The 18,532-nt window shown below is 63.5% G+C and carries 18 protein-coding genes (1 of these 18 cut by a window edge); 9 read left to right on the top strand and 9 right to left on the bottom strand.

The features are described 5' to 3' along the window. Positions 1–43: 43 nt before the first annotated feature. From AC0L3C_RS07985 to AC0L3C_RS07975, 3 genes are all read right to left on the bottom strand, one after another. The gene (locus tag AC0L3C_RS07985; protein ID WP_473407613.1) at positions 44–850 is read right to left on the bottom strand and encodes an enoyl-CoA hydratase/isomerase family protein; all 807 of its coding nucleotides are present in this window, start codon (positions 848–850) and stop codon (positions 44–46) included. A 186-nt stretch (positions 851–1,036) separates the two neighbouring features. Then, the gene (locus AC0L3C_RS07980; RefSeq protein ID WP_473407612.1) at positions 1,037–1,795 is read right to left on the bottom strand and encodes an SDR family NAD(P)-dependent oxidoreductase; all 759 of its coding nucleotides are present in this window, start codon (positions 1,793–1,795) and stop codon (positions 1,037–1,039) included. A 56-nt stretch (positions 1,796–1,851) separates the two neighbouring features. Then, entirely contained in the window at positions 1,852–2,454 is a 603-nt protein-coding gene (locus tag AC0L3C_RS07975) for a TetR family transcriptional regulator (protein WP_018453285.1), read from the bottom strand. Between the two features lie 209 nt (positions 2,455–2,663). Between AC0L3C_RS07975 and AC0L3C_RS07970 the strand changes: the two genes are divergently transcribed. Further along, positions 2,664–3,836 carry an acetyl-CoA C-acetyltransferase gene (locus AC0L3C_RS07970; protein ID WP_473263779.1) on the top strand — a complete coding sequence of 391 codons (1,173 nt, stop codon included), beginning with the start codon at positions 2,664–2,666 and terminating at the stop codon, positions 3,834–3,836. Positions 3,837–4,040: 204 nt separating this feature from the next. Continuing rightward, on the top strand, positions 4,041–5,585 hold the full coding sequence (locus tag AC0L3C_RS07965; RefSeq protein WP_473263780.1) for an acyl-CoA synthetase: 1,545 nt from the start codon (positions 4,041–4,043) through the stop codon (positions 5,583–5,585). Positions 5,586–5,602: 17 nt separating this feature from the next. Here the strand turns inward: AC0L3C_RS07965 and AC0L3C_RS07960 are convergent, their stop codons facing one another. After that, positions 5,603–6,145 (bottom strand): methylated-DNA--[protein]-cysteine S-methyltransferase, encoded by a 543-nt coding sequence (locus AC0L3C_RS07960; RefSeq protein WP_473407611.1) that lies wholly within the window; start codon positions 6,143–6,145, stop codon positions 5,603–5,605. A gap of 139 nt (positions 6,146–6,284) precedes the next feature. On the opposite strand from AC0L3C_RS07960, the gene AC0L3C_RS07955 reads away from it, so the two are divergent. From AC0L3C_RS07955 to AC0L3C_RS07935, 5 genes are all read left to right on the top strand, one after another. After that, complete coding sequence (locus AC0L3C_RS07955) at positions 6,285–7,103, top strand: alpha/beta fold hydrolase (protein WP_473263782.1); 819 nt, start codon at positions 6,285–6,287, stop codon at positions 7,101–7,103. Between the two features lie 2 nt (positions 7,104–7,105). Continuing rightward, positions 7,106–7,918 (top strand): alpha/beta fold hydrolase, encoded by an 813-nt coding sequence (locus AC0L3C_RS07950; protein WP_473263783.1) that lies wholly within the window; start codon positions 7,106–7,108, stop codon positions 7,916–7,918. A gap of 187 nt (positions 7,919–8,105) precedes the next feature. Next, positions 8,106–8,780, top strand: coding sequence for a GntR family transcriptional regulator (locus AC0L3C_RS07945; RefSeq protein WP_473263784.1), 675 nt, complete (start codon positions 8,106–8,108; stop codon positions 8,778–8,780). A 143-nt stretch (positions 8,781–8,923) separates the two neighbouring features. After that, a complete protein-coding gene (locus AC0L3C_RS07940; RefSeq protein WP_473263785.1) occupies positions 8,924–9,724 on the top strand; it encodes a phytanoyl-CoA dioxygenase family protein in 801 nt (266 codons plus the stop codon). 137 nt (positions 9,725–9,861) lie between these two features. Further along, a complete protein-coding gene (locus tag AC0L3C_RS07935; RefSeq protein ID WP_473407610.1) occupies positions 9,862–11,175 on the top strand; it encodes an NAD(P)H-dependent oxidoreductase in 1,314 nt (437 codons plus the stop codon). 312 nt (positions 11,176–11,487) lie between these two features. On the opposite strand, the gene AC0L3C_RS07930 is transcribed toward AC0L3C_RS07935, so the two are convergent. Continuing rightward, entirely contained in the window at positions 11,488–13,341 is a 1,854-nt protein-coding gene (locus tag AC0L3C_RS07930; RefSeq protein WP_473407609.1) for a caspase family protein, read from the bottom strand. 262 nt (positions 13,342–13,603) lie between these two features. On the opposite strand from AC0L3C_RS07930, the gene AC0L3C_RS07925 reads away from it, so the two are divergent. Beyond that, the gene (locus AC0L3C_RS07925) at positions 13,604–14,236 is read left to right on the top strand and encodes a tyrosine-type recombinase/integrase (RefSeq protein WP_473407608.1); all 633 of its coding nucleotides are present in this window, start codon (positions 13,604–13,606) and stop codon (positions 14,234–14,236) included. 104 nt (positions 14,237–14,340) lie between these two features. On the opposite strand, the gene AC0L3C_RS07920 is transcribed toward AC0L3C_RS07925, so the two are convergent. The 4 genes from AC0L3C_RS07920 to AC0L3C_RS07905 form a co-directional block, all read right to left on the bottom strand. After that, entirely contained in the window at positions 14,341–14,877 is a 537-nt protein-coding gene (locus AC0L3C_RS07920) for a hypothetical protein (RefSeq protein WP_473407607.1), read from the bottom strand. A gap of 443 nt (positions 14,878–15,320) precedes the next feature. Continuing rightward, positions 15,321–15,767, bottom strand: a complete 447-nt coding sequence (locus tag AC0L3C_RS07915; RefSeq protein WP_473263789.1) for a GNAT family N-acetyltransferase — start codon at positions 15,765–15,767, stop codon at positions 15,321–15,323. A 55-nt stretch (positions 15,768–15,822) separates the two neighbouring features. Beyond that, the gene (locus AC0L3C_RS07910; protein ID WP_473407606.1) at positions 15,823–16,275 is read right to left on the bottom strand and encodes an NUDIX hydrolase; all 453 of its coding nucleotides are present in this window, start codon (positions 16,273–16,275) and stop codon (positions 15,823–15,825) included. Positions 16,276–16,434: 159 nt separating this feature from the next. Then, complete coding sequence (locus AC0L3C_RS07905) at positions 16,435–17,520, bottom strand: NAD-dependent epimerase/dehydratase family protein (protein ID WP_473407605.1); 1,086 nt, start codon at positions 17,518–17,520, stop codon at positions 16,435–16,437. A gap of 294 nt (positions 17,521–17,814) precedes the next feature. On the opposite strand from AC0L3C_RS07905, the gene AC0L3C_RS07900 reads away from it, so the two are divergent. Beyond that, positions 17,815–18,532, top strand: partial view of a TRAP transporter substrate-binding protein gene (locus AC0L3C_RS07900; protein ID WP_473407604.1) — the 5' portion only. The gene runs 371 nt beyond the window's last position; only the first 718 of its 1,089 coding nucleotides appear in the window; the start codon lies at positions 17,815–17,817; its stop codon lies beyond the right edge, outside the window.

Here is an 18,532-nt window from a genome sequence, read left to right as displayed (position 1 = left end):
TTTGCGTCTCCCGGAATTTCTCGTCCTTTACGGATCTTCATTGTCAGCGCCTGATATAGACAGGCTTTCGCTTCTCAAGGAAGGCCCTGATGCCTTCCGAAAATTCCTCGGAGCGGCTGCACAGGACCTGGTTGCGATCCTCCATCGCGATCACGGCTTCCAGCGATCCGGCATCGACACTCATGTTGAGACATTCCTTGGACAGGCGCAGGCCCACGGGCGAGGCCATGATCATCGCGTCGACATAGGGTTCGGCGGCGTCATCGAGCTTGTCCTCGTCGACGATCTCGGAGACCAGCCCGACCGCGAGCGCGCGTTCGGCGCCGATGAAGCGGCCCGTGAGGATCAGCTCCGAGGCAACCGAGACACCGACAAGGCGTGGCAGGAAATAGCTGGTGCCGATGTCGCAGCCGCCAAGGCCGAGCTTGATGAAAGCGCAGTTCATCCGCGCCGATCTCGTCGCGATGCGGATGTCGGAGGCGAGCGCCAGCGCAAAGCCGCCGCCGGCTGCCGCGCCCTGTACCAGCGCGAGGATCGGCTGCGGGCAGCGCCGCATCAGCATCACGATATCGGCGATGCGCCGCTGCGAGTCGAGCGACTCCGTGACACCGGGCGGCTCCTGCTGGCCGGCACGGCGCGCCATTGCGGCCTTGAGATCGAGTCCTGCGCAAAAATTCTTTCCGGCGCCCTTCAGCACCACGACGCGCGTGTCGCGGTTGCGCTGGAGGCCCTGGAAGTAGACGTTGAGCGCGTCGATCAGCGCAGGATCGAGCGCGTTGAGGTATTCGGGACGATTGAGCGTCACGGTGTCGACGCCGTCATTGTGCTCGATCAGCAGCGGTTGGGACATGAGGCGCCTCGTGCTTGCCGCCATTCGCGGTGCCGATTGCTGCGCCCTCTCCCCTTGTGGGAGAGGGCATGTACGCTGCGAACCCGGAATTCGCTTGGGTGAGGGGTCTGTCTCCGCGGATAGAGACCCCTCATGCGGCGCGCTACGCGCGCCACCTTCTCCCACAAGGGAGAAGGAAAAAGAGCCCTACCGCGGCGCCATGCGGATCGCGCCGTCGAGACGGATGGTCTCGCCATTGAGCATCGGGTTCTCGACGATGTGCACGGCCAGCGAGCCGTATTCATTGGCGTCGCCGAGACGCGCGGGGTGCGGCACCTGGGCACCGAGGCTCTTGCGGGCCTCTTCGTTCAAGCCCATCAGCAGCGGCGTCAGGAACAGGCCGGGCGCGATGGTGTTGACGCGGATCTTCTGGCTCGCGAGGTCGCGCGCCGCCGGCAGGGTGAGACCGACGACGCCGCCCTTCGACGCCGCATAAGCGATCTGGCCGATCTGGCCTTCGTAAGCCGCGACCGACGCGGTGTTGACGATGACGCCGCGCTCTTCACCGACCGGCTCGATCGTGACGAGGCGCTCGGCGAACAGACGCAGGCAGTTGAAGGTGCCGACCAGATTGACGTTGATGATGCGCGCGAACTTTTCCAGCGGGTAGACCCCATCGCGGCCGACAATGCGCTGCGAGCCGCCGATGCCGGCGCAGTTCATCAGCACGCGCGCGACGCCGTGCGCGGCTTCCGCCTTGGCGATCGCCGCCTTGATCTGCTCCTCGCTGGTGACATCGGCGTGGAGCGCGATGCCCTTCACTTCGGCGGCAACCTTTTCGGCGTTTTCCCTGCTCTGATCGATCACGCCGATCTTCGCACCCTTGGCGGCCATGGCGCGGGCGGTCGCGGCACCAAGGCCCGACCCGCCGCCGGTGATGAGAACTGCAACGTCTTTCAACTGCATCGTAAGCTACCTTTTCCTTGGGCGTTTCTTCTCTAGACTTCTGCGTTCTGGCCGGACTATCCGGCCGCGGCAGCTTCCTCGATATTCGTGAGGATGCCGCCGCAGATCAGCGTTTCCATGTGCTTGATGTATTGCCGGCAAACGTCGTCGGTGACCGGGCCGACGCCGGTCGCGCGCGACATCGCGTGCCGGCCGAAGAACAAATGATCGCAGGCGCCGATCAGGCTGGTGTAGAACAGCACCGGATCGGTGGCGCGGAATTCGCCCTGACTGACGCCTTCGGCGAGCAGGCGGCGATGAAAGTCGAGCAGCGGCGCGACGAAGAATTTCGAGACTTCGTCCGCGGAGCCCGCGACGCTCTCGTGCAACAGATAGTGGATCAGCCGGTTCATGTAGGGAAACCGGTGATAGGCGCGGATGATGCCGCCGATATGCAGCTTCAGCTTCGCGGTCGGCGTGATCGGCTGCGCCAGCAGATATTCGAGATTGGACAATTCCGTCCCCGCGTCGCGCTCGAGCAGCGCCAACAGCAGGCCGTCCTTGTTGCCGAAGTGATATTTGACCAGCGCGGCATTGGCGCCGGACTTCTGGGCGATGTCGCTCAGCGAAATCTCGATCGAGGAGCGTTCGATCATCAGCTCGCTCGCGGCCACGAGCAATTTCTCTGCCGTGGAATTCTTTCCGCTGGGGAGCCTGTTCGGTACGCTGGTCGTCACGGAGATCCCTGATTTTGGCGCGAGAGCGGCCGCAGATAAGCCCAAGCAGCGCCTCCCCACAAGAATTAATTGATCGATTGACTAAACAACCGGTCACCCCTTAAATCCACCCCGACAACCAACCATTCAGAATAATCCAGGGAGAAACCGACATGGCCGAGGCTTATATCGTCGCCGCTGCGCGTACCGCCGGTGGGCGCAAGGGGGGCCGCCTCGCCGGATGGCATCCGGCCGATCTCGCCGCGAAAGTGCTGGACGAGCTGGTCGATCGCACCAAGGTCGATCCCGCTTTGGTCGAGGATGTGATCATGGGCTGCGTCATGCAGGTCGGCGAGCAGTCCAACAATGTCGCGCGCAACGCCATCATGGCCTCGAAACTGCCGGAGAGCGTGCCGGGCACCTCGATCGACCGCCAATGCGGCTCCTCGCAGCAGGCGCTGCACTTCGCAGCCCAAGCCGTGATGTCCGGCGCGATGGACGTGGTGATCGCCGCTGGCGTGGAATCGATGACGCGCGTGCCTATGGGTCTGTCGTCGCAGCTTCCGGCCAAGAACGGCTTTGGCAATTACAAGAGCCCAGGCATCGAGCAGCGTTATCCGAACATCGTGTTCAGCCAGTTCACCGGCGCCGAGATGATGGCCGAGAAGTACGGCCTCTCCAAGGACGAGCTCGACGAGTACTCCTACAACAGCCATCAGCGCGCGATCGCGGCAACGCAGGCCGGCCACTTCAAGAAGGAGATCGTGCCGCTCGAGATCACCCGCGCCGACGGCTCCAAGGACACCCACCACATCGACGAGGGCATCCGCTTCGACGCCACGCTCGACGGCATCAAGGGCGTCAAGCTGATCGCCGAGAACGGCAAGCTCTCCGCGGCCAGCGCCAGCCAGATCTGCGACGGCGCCTCCGGCGTGATGGTGGTGAACGAGCGCGGCCTGAAGCAGCTCGGCGTGAAGCCGCTGGCGCGCGTCCACCACATGACCATGATGGGCGGCGATCCCGTGATCATGCTCGACGCACCGCTGCACGCCACCAAGCGCGCGCTGGAAAAGGCCGGCATGACGATCGACGACATCGACCTGTTCGAGGTCAACGAGGCCTTTGCCTCGGTGCCGACCGGGTGGCTGAAGACCACCGGCGCCGATCCGGAACGTCTCAACGTCAATGGCGGCGCCATCGCGCTCGGCCATCCGCTCGGCGGCTCCGGCACCAAGCTGATGACGACGCTCGTTCACGCCCTGCATCAGCGCGGCAAGCGCTATGGCTTGCAGACCATGTGCGAAGGTGGCGGCATGGCGAACGTGACGATCGTGGAGCGGCTGTAAACCCGCATTGCATCGCTCAGGCATTCCCACATGAAGGGTCGTCCCGGCGCAGGCCGAGACCCATAACCACAGAAGTTTGTGGTTAGGACTAACTGGGCGACATCGCGTTTCGACAATCTGGATTGGTGGTTATGGATCCCGGCCCCCCGTGCGCAATTGCGCACTGGGCCGGGATGACACCTTTCTTGTTGAGAGATCTCGACCATGACGCATCCGTCCGTCTACGCAAAGTCCACGCCCAAAAAGATCGCCTACCAGATGGCCGGGACCGGCAAGGCGATCACCTATCGCGAGCTCGAGGAGCTCTCGAACCAGGGCGCGCACCTGTTCCGCTCGCTCGGGCTGAAGGCCGGCGACCACATCGCGCTGCTGATGGAGAACCGCCTCGCCTTCATGGAGATCTGCTGGGCGGCGCAACGCAGCGGGCTCTACTACACCGCGATCAGCCGCTATTTGAAGCAGGACGAGATCGACTACATCATCGCCGATTGCGGCGCCAAGGTCGTGATTACGACACCGAAATGCGCCGACCAGATCAAGGCCCTGATCAAGGGTGCGCCCGGCGAGCCGGTCTTCTACATGATGGACGAGCCGCAAGCCGGCTTCCGCTCCTATGACAAGGAAGCGGCCGCGCAGCCGACAACGCCGATCGCCGACGAGGTCGCCGGCTATGACATGCTGTATTCGTCAGGCACCACCGGCCGGCCCAAGGGCATCAAGAAGGCGTTCGAGGGCAAGCCGATCGACGAGCCGAACGCGTTTCTGCGCGTGCTCTGCGCCGGCATGTGCGGCATGAACGCCGAGACGACTTATCTCTCACCGGCACCGCTCTATCACGCCGCTCCCTTGCGCTTCAACATGATGGCGGTCGTGCTCGGCGGCACTTCCATCATCATGGAGCACTTTGACGCCGAAGATTTCCTGAAGCTGGTCGAAACGTACAACGTAACGCAGGCGCAGCTCGTACCGACCATGTTCGTGCGCATGCTCAAGCTGCCGGACGAGGTCCGCAACCGCTACGACGTCTCGACGCTCAAGGGCGCGATCCACGCCGCCGCGCCCTGCCCGGTCGAGGTCAAGGCCAAGATGATTGAATGGTGGGGGCCGATCCTGATCGAGTACTACGCGGGTTCCGAAGGCAACGGCGTCACCGTCTGCAACTCGAAAGAATGGCTGGAGCACCGCGGCAGCGTCGGGCGCGCCGTGGTCGGCAAGATCAAGATCCTGGACGAGAACGACGATGAGCAGCCGACGGGCGAGATCGGCACGGTCTATTTCGCCGATGCGCCTGTTTTCACCTATCACAACGATCCCGAGAAGACGAAGAAGGCCTACAACGCAAAAGGCTGGTCGACGCTCGGCGACGTCGGCTATCTCGACAGAGACGGCTTCCTCTTTCTCACCGACCGCAAGTCCTACATGATCATCTCGGGCGGCGTGAACATCTACCCGCAGGAAACCGAGGACGTGCTCATCACCCACCCCGAGGTCGCCGACGTCGCCGTGTTCGGTGTGCCGAACGAGGAGATGGGCGAAGAGGTCAAAGCGGTGGTGCAGCCGCACGATCCCAAGCGCGCCGGCAAGGAGCTCGAGGCCGACCTGATCGCCTACTGCAAGAGCCGCCTCTCGACGATCAAATGCCCGCGCTCGATCGATTTCGAAGCCGAGCTGCCGCGCACGCCAACCGGCAAGCTGGTGAAGCGGCATCTGCGCGACAAATATTGGCCGAAGGCGGCGGCGAAGATCTAGCCCGCGGCGTCATCGCCTCAGTCGAACAAGCTCGGCGTGTGGTTCACCAGCGCGCCTTCGATCTCCAGCATCTTCAGCTTCGTCACCACGCCGCCATTCGCGGAGAAGCCGCCGGGCTTGTTGCCGGCCGCCAGCACGCGATGGCAGGGCACGACGATCGGGCAGGGATTGCGGCCGAGCGCCTGGCCGACGTCGCGCGACAGCTCGACACCGCCGAGCTGCTTGGCGATGTCGCCATAGGTGACGGTCTTGCCCGGCGGAATGGTGCGGGCGATCGCGTAGACGCCGCGGTTGAAGTCGGGCACCCCGTCGAGGTCGAGCGGGATGTCGGTGAGGTCATCCGGCTCGCCGGCGAGCAGCTTTGTAATGCGGTCGATTGCCTGCTGCACTTCGGCGGTCGGCTCGGCTTCGCTGGCGTCGGCATGGCGCTGGCAGATGCGGGTGCGGATCTTCTGCTCCCCGCCCATCGGCAGTTGCGTGCCGTTGATGCCGCGCGGACCCCAGGCAATGGCGCATAGGCCGATCTTGCTATCGAACAGGGCAAAATGCTGGTCGGTCATGGTTCGGTCCCTGGCTTGCGCTTCCTCGCAGGCCCCCAATGTGAACTGAGCTCAAATCTAGGCTTGGAAATAGTTGCGATCCACCCGGTTTCGGGGAATCTTGCACAGGAGTTCCGCCTCCCCGTTTCGCGAGCCCGCAATGCAAAGCCTCCACGTCAACGGATACGACATGCCCTATCTCGACGTGGGCGAAGACCGGGACCGGCCGCCGCTGGTTTGCGTGCATGGTTCGCTCAACGACTTCCGTGTCTGGGGCTGCGTGCTCGGGCCGCTGACGCAGCGGCACCGGCTGATCTGCGTTAGCCTGCGGCACTTCTTCCCGGCGCGATGGGATGGCGTCGGCGACACCTATTCGATCGTCCAGCATGTCGACGACGTCATCGCCTTCATCGACAAGCTCGACCTCGGCCCGGTCGATTTGATGGGCCATTCCCGCGGCGGGCACATCAGCTTCCGCGTCGCGCAGCGGCGGCCGAATTTGCTCCGGCGGCTGGTGCTGGCCGAGCCCGGCGGCGAGCTCGATGCGAGCCTCGATCCCGACTACGCCGGCGGCCCCTCGCCGCTGCTGGCGCGGTTCACGGCCTCGGCCGAGAAGATCGCGGCCGGTGACATCGACGGCGGCCTCGCGGTCTTCGTCGACACGCTGGAAGGCGCCGGCACCTGGCCGCGGCTGCCGGCGCTGGTGAAGCAGAATCTGCGCGACAATGCTTTCACGCTGATCGGCCAGGTCCGCGACAACCGCCCGCCGTTCTCGAAGGCGGACGCGGAGTCCATCAAGATGCCGACGCTGTTCGTCCTGGGCGCGCGGACCAAGGGCCTGCTGCCGAAGGTGCTGCATGCGCTGGCGGCGCATGTGCCGTATTCCAGGACGGCGGTCATCCCGAACGCAACGCACCCGATGTTCGAGCAGGCGCCGCAGAAATACTCCGAAGTGGTGCTGGATTTTCTGGCGGGCTGATCATGCAGACATTTCACGTCAGTGGTTACGACATGGCCTATCTCGAAGTCGGCGAGGGGCCGCCGCTGGTCTGCGTGCACGGCACGCTCGGCGATTTCCGCACCTGGTATTCAGTGCTCGGTCCGCTGTCGAAATCGCATCGCGTGATCTCGGTGAGCCTGCGGCATTTCTTTCCCGAGCATTGGGATGCCGTCGGCGACGACTACAAGATGGCCCAGCACGTCGCCGACGTGATCGCTTTCATCGAGCAGGTCGAACCCACGCCGGTCGATTTGATGGGCCATTCGCGCGGCGGCCACATCGCGTTTCGCGTGGCGCAGTCGCGGCCGGATCTGTTGCGAAAGCTGGTGCTGGCCGAGCCCGGGGGCGATCTCGATGCGAGCCTGCCGGTGCCTGCGGGCACGCCCACGCACCTGCCGCTGGCCGCGCGCACGGCGCGCTCGGTCGAGATGATCCGCGCCGGCGACATCGAGGGCGCGCTGCAGAACTTCTACGAAGGCATCGAAGGCGACGGCTCGTGGCGGCGCGTGCCGGCGGCGGCGAAGCAGCAATTGCGCGACAACGCCATCACCTTCCTCGGCCAGGTCAACGAGCAGCGCAGGCCCTACACGCTCGCGGACGCGCAGGCGATCAGGGCCCCGACGCTCCTGATCGGCGGCGGCGCGACGACGGGGAGCCTTTCGGTGATGTGGCGCGTGCTGGCCGAGCACATCGCCGGGGCCAAGACGGCCGTGATCCCCGATGCCGGCCACTGGATGTTCGAGCAGGCGCCGCTGGAGTTCGGCGAGGCGGTGGACGCGTTTTTGGGGGAGTAAACGCCTCACGCTTTTTTCCTCGAAAACAACCCCATGCACAGTAGCCGAGCCTAGCAATATCAATGGCTTGGTGGGGCGCAAAAGCGGGCCCGACGCTCCATTGGCCGCGCTTGACGTCCTTATCCTCTCGCCGTATCCTTGAATACGGAATTCCGTATTCTCTCTCATGGTTCTCGGAGCTACCGGCGTGATCCCTCTCGACCCGCTTCCGAACCTGATCGACCAGGTCTATGCGCGGATTCTGGAGGCGATCTCCGACCGCACGCTGCAGCCCGGCCAGCGCATCCGGCAGAACGAGCTTGCCGACAGGCTCGGCGTGTCGCGCCAGCCGGTGTCGCATGCGCTGCACCTGTTGCACCGGCAGGGACTCGTCGCCGAAAGCGGCCGGCGCGGCTTTGAAGTCACCCAGCTCGATCCCGCACGCATCCGCCAGCTCTACGAGGTGCGCGGCGCGATCGATGCGCTGGCAGCGCGGCTAGCCGGCGAACGCGCGGCAAGCGATGCGGCGGGACGCGCGCGGCTGGAGGCGGCGCTCGCCGCCGGGCGCGGGATCGACGGCAAGACCACGCTCGCCGAGCTGATCGCGCTCGACGTCGCGTTTCATCGCGCGATCTATCGGCTCTCCGGCAATCCCGTGATCGAGGAGACGATTACTCCGCAATGGCCGCATATGCGCCGCTCGATGGCGACGGTGCTGTCCGAGCTGGATTATCGCGGCAGCGCCTGGGTCGAGCATGCCGACATTGCCGGCCATATTTTAGCAAGCGATGCGAAGGCGGCCGAACGCGCGGCGCTTGCGCACGCGCAGACGGCGGGACGGATGACCGAGGAGAGACTGAGGGCGACGGAAGAGGCGGCGTAGCCGCCCACGTTGTCGTTCCGGGGCGATGCGCAGCATCGAGCCCGGAATCCATCGGACGGCCTACGCTGCGGAGAAATGGATTCCGGGCTCACGCTTCGCGTGCCCCGGAATGACAACAAAACAAACCAAAAGGAGGACGCGCCGTGAAACTGTCCCAGGAGCAATTGGAGTTCTTCCACCGCGAGGGCTGGCTGTTCCTGCCCGAACTGTTCAGCCCGGAGGAGGTCGATCTCCTCGCGCGCGAGGCGGTCGCCATCTATGACGCGAACCGGCCGGAAGTCTGGCGCGAGAAGAGTGGCGCGCCGCGCACCGCCTTTGCCGCGCATCTCTACAACGAGGCGTTCCGCATTCTGGGTGCGCATCCGCGCATGATCGATCCGGTCGAGCAATTGTTCGGCGAGCAGGTCTACATGCACCAGTTCAAGATCAACGCAAAATCCGCCTTCACCGGCGACGTCTGGCAATGGCACCAGGATTACGGCACCTGGAAGCGCGACGACGGCATGCCCGAGCCACGCGCGATGAACATCGCGATCTTCCTCGACGAGGTGATGCCGATCAACGGTCCCCTGATGCTGGTGCCGCAGAGCCAGAACGCCGGCGACCTCAAGGCCTCGCACGACCTCGCGACGACCTCCTATCCGCTGTGGACGCTGGACGAGGAGACCGTGACGCGCCTCGTCAAGCAGGGCGGCATCGTGGCGCCGACGGGAAAGCCGGGCGGCATGCTGATGTTCCACGGCAATCTCGTGCACGGCTCGGCCGGCAACATCACGCCCTATCCGCGCAAGATCGTGTACCTGACGCTGAACGCGGTTTCGAACTACATCCGCACCCCGACGCGGCCGGAGTACATCGCGCATCGCGACTTCGCCCCGATCAAGACGGTGGCGGACGACGCGCTGCTGCGGCTCGCCCGTGCGCCGCGGCAGGCGGCGGAGTAAGCGTCATTCCGGGGCGGCGCGTAGCGTCGAGCCCGGAATCCATCAGGCCGCAGAAGTCGCGGATGGATGGATTCCGGGCTCGCGCTTCGCGCGCCCCGGAATGACGAGCTTCAATCGTTGCGCTTAGGACAAGCCCCATGAACCTCTTCCGCCTCCTCCAGGCCCGCGCTGCCGCCGGCAAGCCCGTCCGCGTCGCGCTGATCGGCGCCGGCAAATTCGGCTCGATGTTTCTGGCGCAGGTGCCGCACACGCCGGGACTGGAGGTTCCCATCATCGTCGACATCGATCGCGACCGCGCGCGCGAGGCCTGCCGCACGGTCGGCTGGGACGCGGCGCGGATCGCCGCCACCGTTTTCACCGATGACGGCGCGCGCGCCATTGCCGGCGGCGCGATGGACGTGGTGGTGGAGGCGACGGGCAATCCGGCCGTCGGCATCAAGCACGCGCGCGCGGCAATCGCGGCCGGCAAGCATATCGTGATGGTCAATGTCGAGGCCGACGTTCTGGCAGGTCCGCTGCTCGCTGAGGAAGCCCGCAAGGCCGGCGTGGTCTATTCGCTCGCCTATGGCGACCAGCCGGCGCTCACCGCGGAGATGGTGGATTGGGCCCGCGCCACCGGCTTTCACGTGGTCGCCGCCGGCAAGGGGACGAAATATCTGCCGGCCTATCACGACGTGACGCCGGATGGCGTCTGGCAGCATTACGGGCTGACCGCGGGCGAGGCGCAATCGGCCGGGATGAATCCGCAGATGTTCAACTCCTTCCTCGACGGCACCAAATCGGCGATCGAGATGGCCGCGATCGCGAACGCCTGCGGACTGGACGTGCCCGCGGAGGGCCTGCTGTTTCCACCCTGCGGCGTCGACGACCTCCCGCACATCATGCGGCCGCGCAGCAGGGGCGGCGTGCTGGAGCGATCGGGCGTCGTGGAGGTGGTCTCCTCGCTCGAGCGCGACGGAAGGCCGGTGTTTCGCGATCTGCGCTGGGGCGTTTACGTCGTGCTGGAGGCGCCGAACGACTACGCCGCCGACTGCTTCAGGCAATACGGCCTGAAGACCGGCGGCAGCGGACGGTACGCGGCGATGTACAAACCGTACCATCTGATCGGCCTCGAACTGAATATCTCGGTGCTGTCGGCCGCGCTGCGCGGCGAGCCGACCGGGCAGCCCCATGGTTTCCGCGGCGACGTCGCCTCGGTGGCCAAACGCAATCTGCGCGCCGGCGAGATGCTGGACGGCGAAGGCGGCTACACGGTGTGGGGCAAGCTGGTGCCGGCGGCCGCGAGCCTCAAGGCCGGCGCGCTCCCGATCGGCCTGGCGCATCGCGTGAGGCTGAAGCACGACGTCGCCCATGGCGAGATCGTGCGCTGGAGCGATGTCGAGTTCGACGCAGGCAACGAGACGGTGAAGACGCGGAGGGCGATGGAGGCGGCGTTCGCAAGCGCAGAGTAGGCCGCGCATTCATAAATCGGGATTCATTGGTGCGGCCTGAGCGATGTGCGCTGGCCGACGTTTTGCGGGCCCAAGCTGAACATCGACTCAGGTCAGCTACGGGCCAGGAGCGGACATCAACGAGCCACCGCTCCTTGCCAAACCTTCGAAATGACCCGATCGGGCATTAGGGGCGCCCTACCGCTTGCATAAGGCGAGCCGCCGACTGGTTTGCAGTGGCAGTCGCCGGTCGACTTCAGCTTCGCCAACCCGCTGATCAGCCTTGGGTGCGGATTGTGGCTGCGCCTTTACGAGTGCGGCGCTGCGCGTCGATCAGTCACAGATCTCCATGGTGTAGCTGTGGCTGCCCGTAGCTCCGACGGGACCCGTGCGCGGGGCGAGTCGACAGCCGCGGCCCACTGGACGGCATCCGGCTTGGCCGCAGACCATCTGACCGCTCGACAGAGGCTTGGACGGTGATGCTTCTGCCCGCTTCCTCTGCTCGTCGCGCTTCTGCGCATCGTCACGTGTAGCAACAGGCTTCTTCTCCTGCGCCTTTTCGCATTCATTGTCGTCGTTCACGCGATAACCAGCGCGGCAGGCGATCTTCACGCAGGCGTCGCCATCGCCTCTGAAACCGTGATCACAGATCAATGGGCAGACCCGGCCCGGCTTGGCCTTGATCGCATCGAGAGCCTCGAAGCTCGCGACCTTGGCGTCGAACTTAGTTCCGGCATATTTGTTGAAGGTCGAGAGCGACCTCTGCGATAAGGCATTCCAGTCTCCGTCAGCAGCCGCGGATAGACATCCGACCCGGCGCAGCTCGGACTGGACCAGCGTTGCGGTCTGCTGAGGCGACAGGCTCGGCTGCGATGACGTCGGCGCCACGGCCGCGACCTTCTGCTCGGTGTCGATCTGGTCCTTCTTCTCTGCCGCGTGTTTTGCGGACTGATCAGCCGCGCCCTTGTCGCTCGCGATCTTGTCTGCGAGAGCCTTTTCAGCCGCCTGCTTGTCGGCAAGCGCATTGGCAACGGCTGCCTCCGCGTCTTTCCTTCTCTGCTCGGCAGCGGCGGCTTTCGCCTCTTCGATCTGCTTGGTCTTCTCGGCGGCGAGCCGGGCGTCCTCGGCCAGTTTCGCGGCGGCCGCCGCCTTGTCCTGCTCGGCCTTCTTGGCGCGGTCCGCCGCGAGCCGTGCTTTCTCATCTTCGGCCTGCCGGGCCCTGTCGGCGGCGGAGGCGCGCGCTTGCTCAGCTTCGATCTTCTTCAGCTGGACCTTGGCGAGGTCAGCATAGAAGCCATCCGGGTACGTCCGCAGGAAGGCTTGCCATGCGTCTTTGTCGCCTGCCTGCAAGGCCAGCTCGTAGTCTCTGCGAACTGCATCCTGAGGGCTTGCCTGCGGTCCAGGAGCGGCTGCCGGCTTCGCCGGGACCAGCGGCACGTCGTCGCCACCGAGCGAGCCGTACACATAGGGCTCCTGCTTGTAGCCTGTGTTCTTGAGGACGTCGTCGCGGACGAAGCCAAACGCCTTGCGCAGGTCGAGCCCCGGCGTCGGCAGGCGCTCGACCAGCGCGGTAGAGAACGGACTGTTCCTGGAGTCGCCGTCCGAGGCGGTCGAGCCGGCCTTGGCCGCAAAGGCGATCATGGTGTTCGGGCTGGTTGGCTCGATCTTGGCAAGACCGCGACCGATCGCGCGCGAGGCCACGGTGCGCTTCATGTTCTTGGCGAACGGGTTGTCGCGGCAGGCGTCCAGGATCACGAGACGGAGCTGCTTGGCCGGCTCGATCGCGAACAACACCCGATCGAGCGGGAATGTCTCGTCAAACACGTCGGTGTCGGTCTCTAGCGCCGCGTCCGTCGGGATCAGATAGTTGTTGCCGTCCAGTTCGATGCCATGGCCAGCGTAATAGATCACGGCCACATCAGCATCGCGCGCCTTGACGCCGAACTCGCGCAGCGCCTTGCGCATGTCGACGACGCTCAGATCGAGCTTGGTATCGACCACGTCGAAGCCGGCCTTCTTGAACATCCCACCGACGAGCGTGGCGTCGTTCACAGGGTTGGCGAGCCGCGGCACGCTCTTATAGGCCGAGTTGCCAATCACCAGCGCCACCCGGCGCTCGGCCTGAGCCGGAGCAGCGCCAAGCGAGATCGAAAAAATCAATAAAACCAAAAACCGAAGCGCGCCCACTTGGAGCCCCAAATCACAATATGAGCAGAGTATTCGCAGCCTGCCGGAAGGCAAGGGGCCTGTCTGTGATGTTGATCACGGTACGATCTGCGTCCGTTGCACGGCTTATGCAGAGGTCGGCGGCCGCTGTCCGCAATGGGTCAAAATCGGTCTTCATAGATCGAAATGGACACAAGAACGTCTCCAATCGTCTAGAAGCGGACGCGGGATTGGAAGGGCTCCAAGCTGAAAATGACCAGCCTCACTAGCTGAGGAGGTTAACATGACCGATGTCCCAAGCACCATCCCTGCTGTCTCGAAACACGTTCCTTGGAACAAGGGCAAGATCGTCGGCGCAAAGCCGCCGCTCCGTCCGAAGCACGTCTGGTCAATCCGAACCAAGCTCCAGGTCGAAGGCCGAATGCGCGATCTGGCGCTGTTCAACGTCGCCATCGATAGCAAGCTGCGCGGCTGCGACGTCGTAGCCTTGAAAGTCGATGACCTTGCGCCGGGCGGATATGCCGCCGACCGCGCGACCGTCCGACAAAAGAAGACCGGCCGGCCAGTCAAATTTGAACTGACGGAATCGACCCGGCAGGCAATCGACGACTATCTGCGGCTTACAGGCAAGAAGTCAGGAGAATATTTGTTCACTGGCCGGCGGCGGAGTGGGCATATGACGACCCGCCAGTACGCCCGACTCCTATCTCACTGGATCGCTGATATCGGACTGGACCCGCGCCTGTTCGGGACGCATTCCCTTCGCCGGACCAAGGCGACCTTGATCTATCGCCGAACCGGCAACCTGCGAGCCGTACAGCTCCTGCTGGGGCATACCAAGATCGAGAGCACCGTTCGATACCGCGGCATTGAGGTCGACGACGCCCTCGCGATAGCAGAACAGGTTGACGTCTGACTTCGGGGGCAGAGCAGACGTGCTCTGCGCTGCCCTCAGAGTCGGCTGCGGGCCACAAGCTGACATCCCGAGCATCGATCGAGTGTCGCAAGCTAGGTGTCATGTCAGTTGCTCCTCTTCAAATCGCTAGATTGAATGAAATCCCACCAGGTCAGACGGTTGGCGAGCGTCTCTTCGCCTGTGAGACTGGATCCGTCGAGACGCAGATTCTTTTCGAAGTAGGTCAATAGCCAGGGCAACTTTTGCTCAATGCTCTTTGGAATCGGCTCGTCGGTGCTCTCGATCGTAACGTCATTCCAAGCAATATTCGCACCTAGCGATGCTTGGAGATCATTGCGGTCAACTTCGATCACGCTGCTCGGATCATTTACGTCCGCAAACGTCACCAGATCCGGCAGATCTTTTGGAGCAATCTGGCGCGGGCCGCGCAAACGCGCGACGCGTGGCACATCATCCATAAACTCTCGTGACCAAGATTCGCCGTACGCCCGCAGCACGAGGTCGGTTCCAGGCCCTGCCTCCTCCGTCCAGCGGATCTCGTCATCGTATTTCCGGTGGAGCCTACTTGTAAGCAACGCGATCAGGGGACGCATGCCTGGGCCGAGGTCCAGATAGAGAGCCCCACCATCGAGCTTGTGCATCGTGCCTTTCGCAGGGAACGAAACATGCCAAAAGGTCACTTGGATCACAGTCGAACCACGCTTAACGCCATCAGGCGTGCTGACCGCCAACGTTAGCTTGTATCGGTAGCTCTCTGTCCTTCCGCATCCCGATAGGCAAAGACTGATGGCGACGAGTGCCCCGAGCCGGGTAACGAGTGGCAAGATCATCGGCATTATGTTCTGCCCAAATTAAAGGCTCGTCACTAGGTTGTGCGGATAACCTTTGTCAACCACGGGCTTGGCAGATGCTCAATTTTGACTAAAGCGGCCACGACTTCGCCTTTGGGTCAATTGCGGCGGTTTCCCGCTGAGCGACCGACTTCCGGTCCTCGTCTGCGTCCGGAAATGTCGCTGCACTGCGCGACTGGCGCGATGGGCCAATTCCCGACACGTCCCCAAGCACATCGGAGGGCCAATGACACCTACGGCCGCACTTCGAAGTAAGTCTTGCCGCCTCGTTCGAATCCTGCTCGCTCGTAGAAGCGCAGGGTCGCCTCACGCTTGGACCCCGTCGCCAAGTGGACCTTATAGCAATCGGCCTGCGATGCGATCTCAAGCGCATAGGTGAGAACCCGTCGCCCGAGCCCTGATTTGCGATGGTCGGCGTGGGTGACTACATTCTCAATGACGCCATATGATCGGCCGCCCCGAGACAGATTGGGAACAATTGCAAGCGTGCACGACGATAGAAGCTGTTCACCTGCTTGCGCCACGATCACAGTCATAAACCTCGATGAAAGCAGGTTGGACCAGACGCGCTCAGCCGTAGCTGACTCCAGTTGAGCTTCGTGCGGATGGAGATGCCGGTAAAGGTTCAAAACCTGATGCAGGTCGTGTTCTGTTGCGTGACGGACAATAGCCTCTTTCATGTAGTGATCTCTTGCAAAGCAAGTCGCAGTTGCGGAGCAAATTGCAACGACAATCTCATATCCGAGGCCGCACTGTCTCCAGAAGTTTCAGAGCCTCCACCACCGAATTGTAGATCAATTGGTCATCCGGTTTGCGGTCCTCTTTGAGCTTCTCCACGTTCGCGCGATCAACCCAGAGAGTTTCTGACACTTTGCCGGTTTCCAGAGCTGGTTTTGTGAGGTCCCCGTCGACGGTCACGATGAACTGTCGTTCTTCGTAGGGTGTCGGCCCATAGCTCCAATATTTAGGTGTTAGCTCAAGAACGATGTTTTTGAGTTGCCAGCCTGTCTCCTCATGTATTTCCCGGCGCAGAGCAGAAAGAACGTCCTCGTCGTCTTCGACGTGCCCGCCGATCAAGTCCCAACACCCGGGAAATAGCTCACGCGTCGATGAGCGCCTTTGCACAAAGACGCGTCCTCGACCGTCAACGACCAACGCGTCCGCAATGAACTGCCTTCTTGGTGACATTTTCGTCGGTCTCGGAGTGTGGTAGATTAGCCTTTGCGGCGCCCACTTGAGGCCGATGCCGTGGCCTCAAGGTCCGATTTTGATCCAGCCGTACGAGCTCCGCAACGGGTCCACAATCTGACCTAGTAACGTCCCCGACATATCGGCTTTGGTTTTCCGTCAGGGCAGCAGCCGCTCTTGCCTCGCCTGCCTGAACCACTTCCGGAACATGTCTTCCGTGTCCATCATCTCGGTGAAGCCGGCGCGGTTGATCTTCACGGTCGAGACGATCGAGGGCGGACCAGATTCGGCGTGGCCGTAGCGCAGGCTGTAATCGGCATATTGGAACGAGAGGCCGACGAATTCGGCCAACACAGGCGATGCAAGGTCGTGCTTGCGCCGCAGCGCGTCCCAGGGACCGACCCAGGATGGAAACTCCCTGGCGAGCGACAGCGGGACCGGCTTGCCCGGCTTCATCTCCAGTGCATCGGCGACCGCAGGCCAGATGTTCTCCCAGGTGAAGACGTCGCCATTGGTCACGTTGAAGGCTTCGTTGCGCGCGGCCTCCGCCTCGCCCGACCAAGCGATAGCGCGGGCGAGGAGATCGACATCGACGGCCTGCCCCACCCGCGGAGCGCCGCCGGGGTAATCGAGCGGCCTGCCCTGCTCGCGCAGGATCGCGGCATAGACGCCGAGCGGCGGGATCAGGTCCATGGCGCCGCCCATGGCGAGGCCTACGATCAGCACCGGCCGCAAGATGCTCCAATGCCAGCTCTTGCCGGTTTGGAGGTCGCGCAAGAAGCTTTCCTGCGCCCAGTAGAAGTTGGGCTGCTCGTACATTTCGGAGCGGCCTTCGCGAGCCGGCACTGTCAGCGGGCGAACGTGGACGCCGTAGGCCTTGGTGCCCTGCAGCAGGGCGACGTGCCTGAGGCCGGGCGCCACAGGCTCGAGCGCACCCATCAGATTGCGCAGCATCAGGTCGTTGGTCTTGATCTGCTGCGGGTCGCGCCAGCCGTCGACGAGCTGCGGCGCCTCGTAGAGCGCGGCGTAGATCAGATGCGTCGCGCCGCTCAGTTCGGCGGCGGCGCGCTCGCAATCCGCTGCACTGGTCAGGTCGATCGGGAGATGACGGGCACCGTAGAGGTCGCGCGGCTTCCGCCGGGACAGCGCAATGACATCGCACCCGCCCGATAGGCCGAAGTGTCGCAATGCGGCATTGCCGACGAGACCGCTCGCTCCGGCAACTACGACCTTTTTGCCTGTCATTCGCAACCTCCCGGTTTTTGCGTGAGTGAATAGCAGATCGTTGACAGGCACGACTTGCGTCACGCCGGCGTTCGCACCTGCGAGGCGCCCATGAGACTTGAGACTTGATTCTGGCGAAGCGCCCGGTCATCCTCGCGCGCGGAACCGCAACGATCGGAATTCCATCTACCAATGCCCGCAAGGGCCGTCGGAAACGCCACAACGTCTCAACAGAAAACGTCGAGCGTCGACGAAGACAAGACGACACCAAGATCGTTCCCCAGGTCGAAGCATCGACTTAACGGAGGGAAGCGCATGGAACGTCGTAAATTCCTGACGGCAGGCGGATTGGGCCTGGCCGCAAGTGCCGTCGCTGCGCCGGCGATCGCGCAGTCGATGCCCGAGATCAAATGGCGATATGCCGCAAGCTGGCCGAAGGCGCTCGATACGCTCTACGGCGGCTGCGAGTATTTCGCCAAGCGCGTCGCCGAGATCACCGACAATCGTTTCCAGATCCAGCCATTCGCAGCCGGCGAGATCGTGCCGGGCCTGCAGGTGCTCGACGCCGTCGCCAACGGCACGGTCGAGATGGGCAACACCGCGCTGTATTATTATTGGGGCAAGAACCCCGCCTTCACGTTCGGAACGGCGCTGCCGTTCGGCTTGAACACGCGCCAGCACATTTCGTGGCTGCAGTGGGGCGGCGGCCAGGACCTGATCAACAATCTCCTGAAGGAGTACAACACCATCGGCATTCCGACCGGCTCGACCGGCGCGCAGATGGGCGGCTGGTTCCGGAAGGAGATCAAGTCGATCGACGATCTCAAGGGACTGAAATTCCGGGTCGGCGGCTTTGCCGGAACGATCATCGCCAAGGTCGGCGGCGTGCCGCAGCAGATCGCGGCTGGCGATATCTATCCCGCGCTGGAGAAAGGCACGCTCGATGCCGCCGAATGGGTCGGGCCCTATGACGACGAGAAGCTCGGCTTCGTGAAGGTGGCGAAGTACTATTACTATCCCGGTTGGTGGGAAG

It is taken from the genome of Bradyrhizobium sp. WSM4872, from assembly GCF_055811715.1.
Note: the sequence above shows the minus strand (reverse complement) of the source record. Positions and strands in the feature narration are given on the sequence as shown.